12 protein-coding genes are annotated in these 14679 nt (G+C 65.6%); 9 read left to right on the forward strand and 3 right to left on the reverse strand.

Features of this window, described 5'->3' with window-relative positions:
- Positions 1 to 182: 182 nt before the first annotated feature.
- On the reverse strand, positions 183 to 308 hold the full coding sequence (locus tag B9C43_RS59760; RefSeq protein WP_268811616.1) for a hypothetical protein: 126 nt from the start codon (positions 306 to 308) through the stop codon (positions 183 to 185).
- Between the two features lie 254 nt (positions 309 to 562).
- On the opposite strand from B9C43_RS59760, the gene B9C43_RS43580 reads away from it, so the two are divergent.
- A complete protein-coding gene (locus B9C43_RS43580) occupies positions 563 to 2014 on the forward strand; it encodes a glycoside hydrolase family 43 protein (protein ID WP_084433262.1) in 1452 nt (483 codons plus the stop codon).
- A 17-nt stretch (positions 2015 to 2031) separates the two neighbouring features.
- A complete protein-coding gene (locus tag B9C43_RS43585) occupies positions 2032 to 3831 on the forward strand; it encodes an alpha-galactosidase (protein WP_160097122.1) in 1800 nt (599 codons plus the stop codon).
- 51 nt (positions 3832 to 3882) lie between these two features.
- On the opposite strand, the gene B9C43_RS43590 is transcribed toward B9C43_RS43585, so the two are convergent.
- Positions 3883 to 4890 (reverse strand): glycoside hydrolase family 43 protein, encoded by a 1008-nt coding sequence (locus tag B9C43_RS43590; RefSeq protein WP_235039194.1) that lies wholly within the window; start codon positions 4888 to 4890, stop codon positions 3883 to 3885.
- A 238-nt stretch (positions 4891 to 5128) separates the two neighbouring features.
- A complete protein-coding gene (locus tag B9C43_RS43595) occupies positions 5129 to 6145 on the reverse strand; it encodes a LacI family DNA-binding transcriptional regulator (RefSeq protein ID WP_084433263.1) in 1017 nt (338 codons plus the stop codon).
- Between the two features lie 130 nt (positions 6146 to 6275).
- Here B9C43_RS43595 and B9C43_RS43600 point away from each other — a divergent pair, with 130 nt between their 5' ends.
- From B9C43_RS43600 to B9C43_RS43630, 7 genes are all read left to right on the forward strand, one after another.
- A complete protein-coding gene (locus tag B9C43_RS43600; protein ID WP_235039195.1) occupies positions 6276 to 8147 on the forward strand; it encodes a glycoside hydrolase family 127 protein in 1872 nt (623 codons plus the stop codon).
- A gap of 11 nt (positions 8148 to 8158) precedes the next feature.
- Positions 8159 to 9430, forward strand: coding sequence for an ABC transporter substrate-binding protein (locus tag B9C43_RS43605; RefSeq protein WP_200825962.1), 1272 nt, complete (start codon positions 8159 to 8161; stop codon positions 9428 to 9430).
- Positions 9431 to 9433: 3 nt separating this feature from the next.
- Positions 9434 to 10309, forward strand: a complete 876-nt coding sequence (locus B9C43_RS43610) for a carbohydrate ABC transporter permease (protein WP_235039196.1) — start codon at positions 9434 to 9436, stop codon at positions 10307 to 10309.
- A gap of 1 nt (position 10310) precedes the next feature.
- The gene (locus tag B9C43_RS43615) at positions 10311 to 11135 is read left to right on the forward strand and encodes a carbohydrate ABC transporter permease (protein WP_143447014.1); all 825 of its coding nucleotides are present in this window, start codon (positions 10311 to 10313) and stop codon (positions 11133 to 11135) included.
- 88 nt (positions 11136 to 11223) lie between these two features.
- On the forward strand, positions 11224 to 12690 hold the full coding sequence (locus B9C43_RS43620; RefSeq protein ID WP_235039197.1) for a PQQ-dependent sugar dehydrogenase: 1467 nt from the start codon (positions 11224 to 11226) through the stop codon (positions 12688 to 12690).
- A complete protein-coding gene (locus B9C43_RS43625) occupies positions 12687 to 14087 on the forward strand; it encodes a glycoside hydrolase family 30 protein (RefSeq protein ID WP_084433266.1) in 1401 nt (466 codons plus the stop codon). Before B9C43_RS43620 ends, B9C43_RS43625 begins: the two co-directional genes overlap by 4 nt.
- 21 nt (positions 14088 to 14108) lie before the next feature.
- Complete coding sequence (locus B9C43_RS43630; RefSeq protein ID WP_084433267.1) at positions 14109 to 14657, forward strand: hypothetical protein; 549 nt, start codon at positions 14109 to 14111, stop codon at positions 14655 to 14657.
- Positions 14658 to 14679: the final 22 nt, after the last annotated feature.

A 14679-nucleotide genomic window follows, 5' to 3' on the forward strand; every position in this document is an offset into this window, starting at 1 on the left:
CGGACCGCCACAGACCGTCGATCATCGGACGACTTCCCGCGATCAGTTCAGCGGTCTCCGGCCGCGCGAGGAACGCCTTCTCGACCTGAGCCGAGGCGCCATCGACGAGCACAACCGATTGCCCGCCAGAGGCGGGTTCGGGTCAGGAACACCGGGGAACAGCGGCGCGAAGTTGAAATCGGTCAACCCGTTGTGAGCAGGCCCGAGATCACCGTCTCGGGCTGGAACCCGCTCAGCACGGTGACCGCCGCGGCGGCCGCCCGCTGCGTGTTGTCACGCTGGGGATAGAACACCGACTCGTCGGGCATGCGCACCTGCCCAAGGGCCGCTGACCACTCCGGTCAGCATGGTCGCCCTCAGGACCAGCGCGGCCAACCACACTTGTTATCGCTAACAATCATGCCCTCGTACGGCATGTTGCGAACGCTAGGGCGCGCCTCGGCGAGCAGGAAGCGTTGATGTCGCGCGGGTATCGGGTCTACTATCTAACAGAACAAAATGTTAGCGCTAACATTCCCCTGCAGTGATCAATCACGTGCTTGTCAATGAGGAGAAGCCGTAGATGTCCAGAGCGCTATCCCGGGTGACCGCGTTGCTCGCCGTCATCGTTCTCTCGTTCACCGCATGGTCGGCGACAGCATCGCAGTCCGCGGCTGCCGACCCGTTCACCGGATATCTGATGGTCCACTTCACCGGTGAGTCGGCCAACGGTGAACAGATCTACCTCGCACACAGCAAGGACGGCTTACGCTGGAACGATCTGAACACCTCCGCGCCGGTCATGCTGTCCACTGTGGGCACCAGAGGCGTTCGCGATCCGGCGATCGTCCGCTCCCCCGCCGGTGACCGTTACTGGATCGTCGCGACCGACCTGCGTATGGCGAGTGGGATCTCGTGGGACGACGCCGCCAAACGAGGGAGCAAATCGCTGGTCGTGTGGGAATCGCGGGACCTGGTGAACTGGTCGGCCCCATGGCTGCTCAACGTCGCGGGCGCGATCTCAGGCGCAGGCAACGCGTGGGCACCGGAGGCCATCTACGACTCCGCGACAGGCGACTATGTCCTGTACTGGGCGACGAACACCCCGGTCAACGGCGCGTACAAGCACCGTATCTACGCCGCACGCACCCGCGACTTCCGTAGTACCACCACACCGGCCGTGTACATCGAACGCCCTGGCACCCAAGGGATCATCGACACGCAGATCATCGAGGTGCCCGGTAGCGTCGGCGGGTTCCGTTACTACCGTGCTTCGGCTGACGGACACATCACGATCGAGGGCAGTAACTCGATCCTGGGTTCCTGGACGTCCATCGGGAACCTCTCGCACATGGGCATCTCCAACGGTGCGACCGGTGGCACCGTCGTGGAAGGTCCGATGTGGGCCCAGTTCAACGGCCGCAACGAGTGGAACCTCTGGCTCGACCAGTTCGCCACCGGTCGCGGATACATGCCGATCACGTCGACGAACCTCGGCAGTACCCGCAACTTCCGTACCCGCTCGGACTACAGCATGGGCGCCGACCGCAAGCGCCACGGCTCCATTCTCAACCTGACGGCCGCGGAGGAGAGCCGTGTCCTCGGCCGGTGGGGCAACTCCGCTCCGGTCAACCGGATCCAGTCCTACAACTTCCAGGATCGGTACGTCCGGCACGTGAACCTGGACGTCCGGATCGATCCCAACGTCAGTCCGCTCCAGGACGCCCAGTTCCGGCTGGTTCCCGGACTGGCGGACAACTCGGGCCACGTGTCGTTCCACTCGGTCAACTATCCCGGGTACTACCTGCGGCACTACGGGTACGACTTCGTGCTCGCGCCCGACGACGGATCGGCGGCGTTCCGGGCGGATGCCACCTTCCGCCAAGTCCCCGGCCTCGCCGACTCCTCGTGGACGTCCTTCCAGTCCTACAACTTCCCAGATCGGTACGTCAGACACCTGAACTACGTGCTCCGGCTTGATCCCATCACGGACGCGACGGGCCGCGCCGACGCCACATTCCGCATCACCAACTGACCCGACCGGAGATCGAGATGAAGCGTTTCCGACGGCGTTCGGCGACTGCGGTGGCAACTTTGGCGATCTCGGCGGTTGTCGCCGTCAGCCAACCGACTGTGGCCAGCGCATGGGACAACGGAACGGCCGACACCCCGCCGATGGGGTGGAACAGCTACGACGCGTTCAACTGGAGCGTCACCGAAGCGGACGTCAAGGCGAACGCCGACTACATGAGGACCAACCTGCGGCAGCACGGCTGGCAGTACATCGTCATCGACTGGGCGTGGTACTACCCAGGCAGGCACAACAACAGTCCCAATCAGGACAGCAACCTCAACCCTCGGCTGAGGATGGACGCCAACGGCCGCTTGCTGCCTGACACAACACGTTTTCCGTCAGCGGCGGGCACCAACGGCTTCAAACCGCTGGCTGACTACGTTCACGCGCAAGGTCTCAAGTTCGGCGTACACCTGATGCGCGGGATCCCCCGCCAGGCCGTGGCCGACAACGTGCCGATCCTCGGCACCAACTGCCGTGCCAGCCAGATCAACAACGACACCACCGCGGCCTGGCTCAACCTCATGTGGGGCTTGAACATGAGCCAACCCTGTGCCCAGGCGTACCTCGACTCGATGTTCCAGCTGCTGGCCAGTTGGGGCGTGGACTACGTCAAGGTCGACGACATCGCCGCCCCGACATACCGGCAAGCCGAGGTCGAGGGTTACCGGCTGGCCATCCAGCGCAGTGGACGGCCGATGGTGCTCAGCCTCTCCCCCGGCCCCACGCCACTCTCGGCCGGAACGCACGTGCAGAACAATGCCCACATGTGGCGCATCGTCAACGATCTGTGGGACGACTGGCCCGGCGTGAACACGCTGTTCGACCAACTTCGGAACTGGACGCCGTACCGCGCGAAGGGCGCATATCCCGACCCGGACATGATCCCCATAGGACGGTTGTCGAAGTTTGGGCCAGTTGGCGCGCCGCGCTATTCGAACCTCACTCCGGACGAGCAACGCACCCTCATGACACTGTGGACGATCAACCGTTCGCCACTGATGTGGGGCGGCAACCTCGTGGAGAACCGTCCGTCCGACCTGGCGCTGATGACCAATGCCGCGGTGATGGCCGTTGATCAGAACAGCACCAACAACCGCCAGATCGTCGACGGCACCCGCCAGGCATGGGCGGCCGACATACCGGGCAGCAACGACAAGTACGTCGCGTTGTTCAACCGCGATGGTGCGGCGGGCAATGTCTCGCTCAACCTCACCGCCCTCGGTATCGGCTCAGCCACCGTGACGGACCTGTGGTCTGGAGCCAACATCGGCACCGTCAACGGAACGCTCACCAGGTCACTCCCGGCACACGGCGCTGGATTGTACCGGCTCTCACCACAGAGCACTGCCGCCGCGTACACCCTCACTGCTCGGCACAGCGCCAAACTTCTGGACGTCTTCAACCTCTCCACCGACGACGGCGCGGATGTGGTCCAGTGGGCGGCCAATGGGCAGAACAACCAACGGTGGGACTTCCGCGATGCCGGAGACGGGTACTACAACGTCGTCAACGTCAACAGCGGTAAATGCCTGGACGTGTACGGCGGCACCGGCGCCACCGCCGACGGTGTCCGGATCACCCAGTGGACGTGCCACACCGACGCGAACCAACAGTGGCGGCTTCAGGACACCGGCAACGGTGATCTTCAGCTGATCGCCCGGCATAGCGGCAAATGCCTCACCATCCAGAACGCAGCAGCCACCGACGGCGCGCTCGCTGTGCAGATGACCTGCGGCACCGGCACCAACCAACAGTGGCAGCGCACCCGGGCCTGACATGGATACCGCCGCTGGTAGGTGGATCACCCGCCAGCGGCGGACGGTGCACTACGAAGCGGGTTCACCGGATGGCACGGCCAGCCTCGTTCCCAGCGCCACTGGGACGCCGAAGTTCGGTGTCCCGTCGGCGTTCCAGGTGATCTTCTGGGCGCGGGTGGAACGGTTCATGTCACAGCCACCACTGGCGGAACTGTTGGCGTGGTAGACGATCCAGTCCTCCGTACCGTCGGGCGACTTGAAGAACCCGTTGTGCCCAGGGCCGAACACCCCGTTGGCGTTGCTGCGCTGGAAGATCGGCTGACTGGATTTGACCCACGAGGACTGCTGCAGCGGATCACCCCCGTTGTAGGTCAGGATTCCCAGCTTGTAGTCGGGAGTGGAACAGTGACTCGCGGAGAAGACGATGAAGGTCTTGCCGTTGCGCTGCAGGACCTCGGCACCTTCGTTGACCGCACCGCCCACGGTCTCCCAGCTGTAGGTCGGGCTGGACAGGATGCGCCTCGTACCGCTTGCCGTCCAGGGGTTGGACAGCGGGCGGATGAAGTTGGGCTGGGATCCGTTGTAGAAGGTGCCGAGCAGGTAGAGCTTGCCGTTGAGCTGAAGGATGCTCGGGTCGAGCTCCCATGTGTTGTCCTGCTGGGGATCCAGCATGTCCGCCTTGAAGTTGTACGGTCCCATCGGATCGGTCCCGGCGCTCTCCAGCACGTGGATACGTTGACTGCCAAGGTTGAACGGTATCCGGCCGGCCGTGTAGTAGAAGTACCAACGTTTGCCGTTCGGCCCGTCGAGCAGGTGGAACTCCGGCGCCCACATCGTCCCGGCGCCGTTGGGCCGGGTCAGGTTGAAGATGACCGTCTCCGGCGCGGTCGCCAGCCCGCCCAGCGTGCGCGATTTGCGCATCGTGATCGTCGAGTTCCATGTGGTTGCGGCAAGGTAGTAATAACCGTTGTAGTAGTGGAGCCATGGGTCTGGCCCGTTGCGGTCCAACGGATTTGTGAATGTGGCCGCGGCACGGGCTTGCCCGACGGGAACCAGGGTGATCAGCGCGGCTGCCATGCACACGGCCATCAGCCACGTGGTCCACCGCGATCGCTTTGCCGAAACAGGACACATCATCGAGCCCTCATTTCTTCCAAGCAGAAAGGGAAAGAGGGGCGCCCGTCCACCACGCTACAACGAATACGACTCGCTTGTACACAGCCAGCAACCAACAAGCACCGATGTGGACGATGCCGACGTCGGCAGTGATCCCTTGTCCTGAAAGGAATGCGCGATGGTCAGCAGGGTCGGCGCCTCACCGGCCGCCGGAGGAGTCCCGGATGACCAAGCGACAAGGCAAGTGCCGTATGCCGGTGGCCTGCTCACCGCCGATGGCCGCGAACAGGTGCTGGGAGGCGATCGCACCGAGCCGCTGCAGATTCATGTCCACTGTGGTCAGCGGCGGGCTGGTCTCGGTCGAGAAGATCTCCCAGTTGTCGAAGCCGACCAAGGCGATGTCGTCGGGCACCCGCACTCCCCGCGCCGCCAACGTCTCGGTGACACCGGCGGCCACCTGGTCGCTGCCACAGAAGATCGCGTCCACGTCCGGGTCGTCGTTCAGCACGAACTCGGCCGCGTGCCTGCCCCAGCGCTGGGACCACTCGCCGTAGCGGACTTCCCGCCCAGCCAGCGGCAAACCGACATCGTCGAGAAACTCGTTGAGGCCGTTGACGCGCTCGACGGTGGCGCGGTAGTCGACCGGCCCGGTGATGTGGGCGATCTTGCGGCGGCCGAGCGAGTAGAGGTGCTCCAGCGCCATCTTCGCGCCACCACGGTCGTCCGGCAGGAAGGACAAGTCCTGCGGGTCGGTCGACTCGGCGTACGCGTAGACCACCGGAACCGGCACGTCCCGGCCGATCGACGGACGGCGGTTGCTGCTCTCCCCCACCACGATCAAGCCGGCCACCTGCTGGGCAAGCAGGGTGCGGACGTAGTGCCGTTCCCGGATCGCGTCGCCACGGGCATCCGCGAGCAGTACCGAGATCTGGTTGTCGCCCAACGCGTTCTCGGCACCTAGGAGCACCGGGATGCTGAACCGCCCACCGCTGTCGCTGGTCAGCAGGCCGATGGTGCTGGTGTTGCCGGACACCAGGCTCCTGGCCAGCGCGTTGGGCCGGAAGGCGAGCTTCTCGGCCGCCTCGAGCACCTTCGCCCGGGTCGCCGGGGCGACCTCGTCACGGCCGTTGAGCGCTTTCGACGCGGTCGCGGGCGACACGCCGGCCAGCGCGGCCACGTCGGTGAGCGTCGGCGTTCCACTACCCCGTCTGCCCATCGAAACCTTTCCACGACCCGATTTCAGCCTTCGGCCAAGGATACGACATCAGCCGCTCTTGACAGTGCACCCGCCGCCGCCTAGCGTTTCGAAAACGTTTTCGGTTTCTTTCGACCGAGGGGGACGTCCCGTGCCGCAGCCGATGGCCTGTCCGGTTCTTCCCACAACGGGCGCCCTTCGACCGATCGCGATCGACGACGTCCGGCTGACCGGGGGCTTCTGGGGCAAGCGACAGGAACGCAACGCGGACCGGACGATCGGGCACTGCCTGACCTGGATGCGCCGAGCCGGCTGGCTGGCGAACTTCACCGCTGCGGTCGACGGCACGCTCCCGGCGGCACGACGTGGCCGTGAGTTCTCCGATGCCGACGTGTACAAGGTGGCAGAAGCCATGGCATGGGAGGTCGGCCGCAGCGGCAACGAACGGCTCGACAAAGAGGTGCTCGACTTCGGTGAGCTCCTGGCCGCGGCACAGCATCCCGACGGGTATCTCAACACCAAGTTCGAAGCCGCGCGCTACAGCGACCTCGAGTGGGGCCACGAGCTGTACTGCTATGGCCACCTGATGCAGGCCGGGGTGGCGAGGTTGCGCACGGCCGGCGAAGACGATCTCACCGCTGTGACCATCCGCGCGGCCGATCACGTCTGTGCCGAGTTCGGACCGGACGGACGAGAGCGCGTGTGCGGGCACCCGGAGATCGAGATGGCACTGGTCGAGCTCCACCGGGCGACCGGCGAACGCCGGTACCTGGAGCAGGCCAAGCTGTTCATCGACCGGCGAGGGACGCGGACGCTGGCCGACATCGAGTTCGGCCGTCAGTACTTCCAGGACGACGTGCCTGTCAAACAGGCCGATGTCCTGCACGGACACGTGGTCCGAGCGCTGTACCTGGCCTGCGGCGCGGTCGACGTAGCCGTGGAAACCGGCGACGACGAACTGCTCGGGGCGGTCGTACGGCAGTGGGAGCAAACGCTTGCCAGCCGGACGTACATCACCGGCGGCATGGGGTCACGCCATCAGGATGAAGCCTTCGGAGAGGCGTTCGAACTGGCCCCGGATCGGGCCTACGCGGAAACATGCGCCGCCATCGCCTCGGTGATGTTGTCTTGGCGGTTGTTGCTCGCCACCGGCGAGGCCCGCTTCGCCGATCTGATCGAGCGCACCCTGTTCAACGCTGTCGCGGTCTCGCCGGACGAGCAGGGTACGTCGTTCTTCTACCGCAACACACTGCACCAGCGACGGCTGCCGGACCTCCCTGTCACGGACGCGGAAAGCCCGCGCGCCGCGGCCGGAATGCGCGCACCGTGGTACGAGGTCTCCTGCTGTCCGACCAACATCGCACGCACGCTGGCGAGCCTCGGCGGTTACGTCGCCACGACCGATGTCGAAGGCGTGCAACTGCACCAGTTCATGGCCGCGCAGATCCAGACCGATGTGGCCGATCTGCACGTCCAGACCGACTACCCCCATGACGGCAAGGTGACCGTGCACGTCCTGCGCACTGTCAGTCGTGAGTGGACGCTTTCGGTCCGGATACCTTCCTGGGCGGCGAACGCCACGATCCGTACCGGGGACTCCCAGCAGACAGTGCGGCCCGGATACGCGAAGGTACGCCGGAAATGGCAAGCCGGGGACCAGATTGTGCTGGACTTGCCGATGACCGCGCGGTGGACGTGGCCAGACCCCCGCATCGACGCCGTCCGCGGCTGTGTCGCGGCGGAACGCGGCCCGTTGGTCTACTGCCTCGAGTCGGTGGATCAGTCGAACGCGGACCTTGCCACCTTGGCCGTACTGACGACCCAGCCGCCCGAACCGTCGGGCGGGCTCACCCTGACAGCACCTGCCCGATGGTCACGTCTGCCCGACCGATCCTGGCCGTACGGCAACGCGATCACGCCGCAGGAGCTGTCCAGTACGGCTGTTTTCGTGCCGTACCACCTGTGGGGCAACCGAGGGCCCAGCACGATGCGGGTCTTCGTACCAGAACATCCACCACAATGAAAGGAGGAGCCGTGCGGACCGGATGGCAACGGTGCTTGGCCGCACTGGCAGTCTTCGGCCTAGGAACGTCCACTGTGGCATGTGGCGGCGGTTCGGCGGAAGGTGGTGGCGCGACCGGTCAGACGCTCTCGATCTGGACGAGGGCGGCGACCGAGGCGCAGACCCGGTCCTTCGTCGAGGCGTACAACAAGCTCGGGCGCAACCAGGTCGAGCTCACGGTGGTGCCCAACGACAGCTACTTGCAACAGGTCTCGACCGCGGCAGGCGGGCGCAACCTGCCGGACCTGCTCGGCGCCGACGTCGTCTACGCGCCGAACTTCATCAAACAGGGCTTCTTCCAGGACATCTCCGACAGCGTGAAAGCGTTGCCGTTCGCGGGTGCGCTCGCCAAGTCGCATGTGGACGCCACTACCGACTCTGGGAAGACGTACGCGGTTCCGCACACGCTGGACGTCTCCGCGGTGTTCTACAACAAGGTCCTCTACCGCAAGGCCGGGCTCGATCCGGAGCAGCCACCGGCGACCTTGACCGAGATGGCACAGCATGCGGCCAAGATCCAGCAACTCGGCGACGGCGTGAGCGGTTCGTATTTCGGTGGGAACTGCCCGGGGTGCGCGTTGTTCACGATGTGGCCGTCGATCTGGGCCGACGGCGGAGAAGTGCTGTCCGAAGACGGCACGAAGGCGTTGCTGGACGGCCCGCAGGCCAAGGCGGTTTTCGAGGTGTACCGCAAGATGGCGACCGATGGCGTTGTGCCGCAGGGTGTCCGCCAGGAGAACGGCAACACGTGGGTCTCCACGTTCGCCACCGGGAAGATCGGCGTCGGCCCGATGGGTTCGACCATGCTGCGGTTGATGAACGAGGGACCGGACCTCGAGATCGGTATCGCGCCGATCCGGGGCCTGAACGGCACCGAGTCCACGTTCGTCGGCGGCGATGTGCTCGGCGTGTCGTCCACGACCAAGAAGACCGCGGCGGCGTGGGATTTCGTCTCGTGGACGCTGTCGGACCAAGCGCAGTTGGACGTCCTGGCGGCCCGGGGTGACGTGTTGGCCCGTACCGATCTCACCGACCGGGCGCCCGCCGACAAGCGGGTCGCCGTGTTCAACGACGTCGTGAAGAAGGGACGGACTCCCAAGGCGGTCAACTTCGGGGCCACGTTCAACGACCCGCAAGGACCGTGGTTGGCGATGATCCGAGGGGCGCTCTTCGGCCCGGATCTGACCAGTGCCTTGCGGGACAACAATCCGAAGGTCACCGCGTTGCTGTCTGGTAAGTCCTGACAAGTGCGTGTGCTCCGGCGGGACGCCGGTGTCGGCTGGGTGCTGTCGCTGCCCGCGGCGTTCGTCGTCGGCGTCTTCTTCCTGATCCCGCTCGGCCTGGCCGTGTGGATGTCGCTGAACGAGTGGCCGCTGCTCGGTGAGCCCACTTTCACCGGCACGGACAACTACACCGCGATCGCGGACGACGAGCTGTTCACGTCCGCGATCTGGTTCACGGTGAAGTACACCGTGATCACCACGGTCGTGCTGTTCGTGATCGCTTTCGGAATGGCGTTGCTGGTGCAGCACTCCCGGCCGGGTGTGGGGCTGATGCGCACGGCGTACTTCCTGCCCGCGGCTGTCGGTCTGGCAGCCGCGAGCTTGTTGTGGTTCGCGTTGTACAGCAACGATGTGGGCCCGCTGAGCGATGTGCTGATCTGGCTGGGCGTGGTGGACCAGCCGGTGCAATGGCTGGACACGCCGGACAGCGCACTGTGGTCGACCGTGGCGATGGTGACGTGGCGGTTCGCCGGGTTCCAGATGCTGATCCTGATGACAGGTCTGCAGGCCATCCCGGTCGACGTCTACGAGGCGGCGCGGATCGACGGTGCCGGGTGGTGGCGGATGATGCGCTCGATCACGTTGCCGTTGATGCGCCCCACCATCGCTCTGCTCCTCGTGCTGTCGGTCACCGGTTCGCTGCTCGCGTTCGAGCAGTTCTACCTGCTGACCGGCGGCGGACCGGACAACTCGACGGTCACTGTCGTGATGGTGTTGTACCGGCAGGCGTTCCGGCTGCTGGACCTCGGCGTCGCGGCGGCCATGTCCGTGGTCGTCCTGGTGGCGCTGATCGCCGGGAACGTGCTCCAACTGTCCATTGTGCGCAAGGGCGGGGAATGAGATGCGCCTGGTGATCCGGATCCGGCACGCGGCACATCTGACCACCGGCCTCGCGCTGGCGATCCTGTTCGTGTTCCCCCTGGTGTGGACGGCGTGGTCGTCGGTGACCGGACCACGGGCGACAGGGGGTTCCGGCGGTGTGGGCGGCGAGAACTACCAACGACTGTTCGACTACGGCGCCGGATTGGGAACGTATCTGGTCAACAGTGCGGCTGTCGCTGTGATGACCGTGGCGGGGACGTTGTTCGTGTCGGTGCTGGCGGGATACGCCTTGGCTCGGTTCCGTTTTCCCGGCCGGACCGTGTTGTTCCTCGCTACGTTGGCGATCATGATGGTGCCGTACCCGACGATCCTGATCCCGCTGTACGTCCTCCTCGGCTCGCTGGGGCTGCAGAACTCCTTGCCGGGGCTGGCGATCGTGCTGGTGATGTTCCAGCTTCCGTTCGCGTTGTTCATGATGCGCAATTCATTCGAGGCCGTGCCACGAGAACTTGACGAGGCCGCGTTGGTCGACGGCTGCGGGCCGCTGCGTGTGCTGTGGTCGGTGCTGCTTCCCGCCGTGGTGCCCGGCATGGTGACGGTCGGCCTGTTCGCGTTCTTGGCCTCGTGGAACGAGTTCATCGCGCCGCTGATCTTTCTGTCCGACGGCGACAAGTTCACGTTGCCCACAGCTCTCGCGGCGATGCGTTCCGGCAACTTCGGGGCCATCGACTACGGCGCTCTGCAAGCAGGGATCGTGGTCTCGGCGATCCCATGCATGATCCTTTTCATGCTGCTGCAACGGCACTACGTCCGCGGCTTCAGCTCGGGCGCGCTGAAGGGCTGATTGACAAGAGGAGCCGGACGGTCCACTCTGGGAGCGCTCCCAGATTCCCTGCACCGTCGGAGTGGACATGTGGCGACACCATCTGGGTATGGCCGCCGCGGCAGGAGTGCTGGCCAGCCTGGTCAGCACTCCAGCGGCAGCCCAGCCGCGGCCAGCGGCGGTTGCGGGCCTGGCCGAAATCTCGGTCACCACCACGCAAGTGGCCTCTGGGCTGCGCAGACCCACGGCGATCGTCGCGCCGGACGACGGCAGTGGCCGCCTGTTCATCACTGAGAAGGCAGGCACGGTCCGCGCCTACCACCCGACGACCGGCCTTGCGGCCGACCCGATCCTGAGCATCCAGGACCGCGTCAGCCAGACCGGCAACGAGCGTGGCCTGCTCGGCATCGCCGCGTCGCCAGGCTTTGCCCACGACCAGACGGTGTACCTGGCGTACACCCGGGTTCCGGACAACGCAGTCACCCTGGCGCGATACCGGCTGACCGATGGCCAGGTCGAGGAGTTGTTGAACCAGGAGCACGCCACGTACTCCAACCACAACGGTGGCCACATCGCGTTCGGCAAGGACGGCTACCTCTACTGGGGAATCGGCGACGGCGGCGACGCGGGCGATCCGTTCCGCAGCGGCCAGCGCCTGGACACGTTGCTGGGCAAGATCCTCCGGCTGGACGTCAGCCGAGCCTGCGCTCCGCTGCCGTACTGCGTCCCGCCGGGCAATCCGTTCGCCGGCGTCGCAGGCGCGCGGGCGGAGATCTGGACGTACGGTCTGCGTAACCCGTGGAAGTTCTCGCTCGATCCGGCCGACGGATCACTGTGGATCGGTGACGTGGGGCAGGGCGCGTTCGAGGAGATCGACCACTTGACCGCGGGTGGCGCGAACCTGGGATGGTCCTGCCGGGAAGGTCCGCAGGTCTTCGACCCTGCCCGATGCACGCCTGGAGCCACGTACACCGATCCGGTGTTCAGCTACCAGACCTCGGTCGAAGGGTGCTCGGTCATCGGCGGGGTCGTCTACCGCGGCTCGCGGTACGCGGACCTGGCCGCGGGCACGTACGTGGCCTCCGACTACTGCAGCAACCCCGCGTGGGCACTGCGCAAGAACGCCGACGGCACGTACGCCCAGGCGAAGATCGGTGAGTTCCCCATCCAGCCGACCAGTTTCGGCACGTCCGCCGACGGTGAGATCTATCTGGTCAACGACCTGCCGGGACAACTGCACCAAGTCGGTTTCGCGCGCAAGGTGGACTGTTCGGTGTCCTACCGGGTGGAGTCGCAGTGGGGTACCGGGTTCACCGCGTCGGTGACGGTCACCAACAACGGCACCACGGTGATCGACGGCTGGAACTTGCGTTGGACGTTCGCCAACAGCCAGCAGGTCTCCAACAGCTGGAACGCCACGGTGCGGCAGAGCGACCAGGCTGTCTCAGCGGCAGCCGCGAACTGGAACGCGAAGATCGAGCCAGGCAAGTCGGCGACGTTCGGCTTCCTCGCGTCCCACCCGGGCGCGAATTCCCCGCCGACGTCGTTCGCCCTGAACGAATCGAGTTGCCGATGAGTCGCATCCCCGCACTCATCGTCGCCGGACTCGCCCTGTCAGTTCTGGCGGTGCCCGCGGCACAGGCTGAGCCGCGTGCCGCGGGCAGCATCACCTTCCGTCACAGCCTCCAGCCCATCGACGGGTTCGGCTTCTCACAGGCATTTCAGCGCGCGGACCGAATACGTGGCCTGTCACAGGGCAACCAACGGGAAGTGCTCGACCTCTTGCTCAACCGGCGCACCGGAGCGGGACTGAGCATTCTGCGGCTGGGCATCGGTTCGTCCGCCGACAACGTCTACGACCACATGCGCTCCATCCAGCCGGTGGACCCCGGCGGCCCCACCGCGCCGCCGAAGTACGTGTGGGACGGCGATGACGGCGGGCAGGTGTGGTTGGCCAAGCAGGCCAAGGCATACGGCGTGACTCGGTTCTACGCCGATGCTTGGAGCGCGCCCGGCTACATGAAGGACAACGGCGACGACGCGAACGGCGGAACACTCTGCGGCCTGCAGGGCACGAACTGCGCCAGTGGCGACTGGCGGCAGGCGTATGCGGACTATCTGGTGCAGTACGCCCGGTTCTACGCCAAGGAAGGCGTTGCCATCACCGACCTTGGGTTCACCAACGAACCCGACCTGACAACGTCGTACGCCTCCATGCGGTTCACCCCAGCGCAGGCAGCCGAGTTCACCAAGGTGTTCGGCCCTCGTGTCCGGCGCTCAGGTATGCCGATCAAGGTCGCCTGCTGTGACGCGGCGGGCTGGAGCCAGCAAATCGAGTACACCACGGCGATCGAGGCCGATCCGGTGGCACGTGCGGAGGTTGCGACACACACTGGCCACCCGTACCGCAACCCGGTCACCGGACCGTTGCCGACCAGCAAGCGGACCTGGATGTCCGAGTGGTCGCCGAACGGCACCACCTGGAACGAGGCTTGGGACGACAACAGCGGGTACGACGGTTTCGCGGTGGCGCAGAACATCCACGACACGCTGACCGCCGGGCAGGCGAACGGCTACGTGTTCTGGTTCGGTGCGTCGCTCGGCGCAACCCGTGGCTTGATCCAGCTCGGTGACGGCACCGACAGCTACCGGATTTCCAAACGGTTGTGGGCCTTGGCTTCCTACAGCCGGTTCATCCGGCCGGACGCAGTGCGTGTGCAGGCGCGGTCAGGCGATGCCGCGCTGAAAGTTTCGGCGTACCGCAACGTTGACGGCAGCCGGGTGGTGACGATCCTCAACACCGCGGCCACGACCGTCAGCACCGATTTCACCCTCGACGTGCCGGGCCGTCCGGCCGCTTACGTCACGGACACCACGCGTTCCGTATCGGCGACCGACACTGTCCGGGTACGAGGCCGGACACTCTCCGCGCACCTCGCTCCCCGTTCGCTGACCACAGTGGTGCTGCGCTGAGGCGTTGCGGAAAATAGCGCGGTGAACTTGGCACCATTGGACCCCGACCGGGTCGGCTGGGCCGGCGGGATCGAATCGATCACGCTGGACGGCACCCGGTACTTCTTCGGGTTCGACTACAGCAGCGACCTGGTCCTCTCCCCTCTGCTCGAGGACCAGGCGAAGATGGCGGCGTACGCCGCGAAGTACATGGCGCAGCGCGACGGCACCCATGATGAGGCCTACTGGTCGGAACTCGTCACCGACGCGGTGGACAATTCCGACCTGACCGAACCGGACGACCGTGACTTCTCCACCGACGACCTGCGGTCCGGGCGGACGACGTATCACCTGCGCTACCTGCTGGGCGCGGCAAGTTCGTGGAATACCGACTTGTTCGAGGACGACGAGGTCGTCGCCGCCTTGAAGCGCCTTGAACTCGATCCGGACGAGGACTGGGAGTCCGTCGACCGCTGCATGGAACTGACTGGTCCGGACGCGGAACTGGTGGTGTCCCGCTATTTCGTGTCGCTCGGGGAGAACCTGCAGGGTAACTGGCGGACGGTGTTCGCGCCCTTGATCGAGCGGTAGCCGGCGAAGGGCGGTGAGTGAC

This window comes from Kibdelosporangium aridum (assembly GCF_900176515.1).
Lineage (GTDB): Bacteria > Actinomycetota > Actinomycetes > Mycobacteriales > Pseudonocardiaceae > Kibdelosporangium > Kibdelosporangium aridum.

What these genes read in the sequence shown, in the direction of transcription:
- B9C43_RS43585 (WP_160097122.1), top strand. Translation starts at nt 2,032, where the DNA reads ATGAAGCGTTTCCGACGGCGTTCGGCGACTGCGGTGGCAACTTTGGCG.
- B9C43_RS43580 (WP_084433262.1), top strand. Translation starts at nt 563, where the DNA reads ATGTCCAGAGCGCTATCCCGGGTGACCGCGTTGCTCGCCGTCATCGTT.
- B9C43_RS59760 (WP_268811616.1), bottom strand. Translation starts at nt 308, where the DNA reads ATGCCCGACGAGTCGGTGTTCTATCCCCAGCGTGACAACACGCAGCGG.
- B9C43_RS43625 (WP_084433266.1), top strand. Translation starts at nt 12,687, where the DNA reads ATGAGTCGCATCCCCGCACTCATCGTCGCCGGACTCGCCCTGTCAGTT.
- B9C43_RS43620 (WP_235039197.1), top strand. Translation starts at nt 11,224, where the DNA reads ATGGCCGCCGCGGCAGGAGTGCTGGCCAGCCTGGTCAGCACTCCAGCG.
- B9C43_RS43615 (WP_143447014.1), top strand. Translation starts at nt 10,311, where the DNA reads ATGCGCCTGGTGATCCGGATCCGGCACGCGGCACATCTGACCACCGGC.
- B9C43_RS43595 (WP_084433263.1), bottom strand. Translation starts at nt 6,145, where the DNA reads ATGGGCAGACGGGGTAGTGGAACGCCGACGCTCACCGACGTGGCCGCG.
- B9C43_RS43590 (WP_235039194.1), bottom strand. Translation starts at nt 4,890, where the DNA reads ATGGCAGCCGCGCTGATCACCCTGGTTCCCGTCGGGCAAGCCCGTGCC.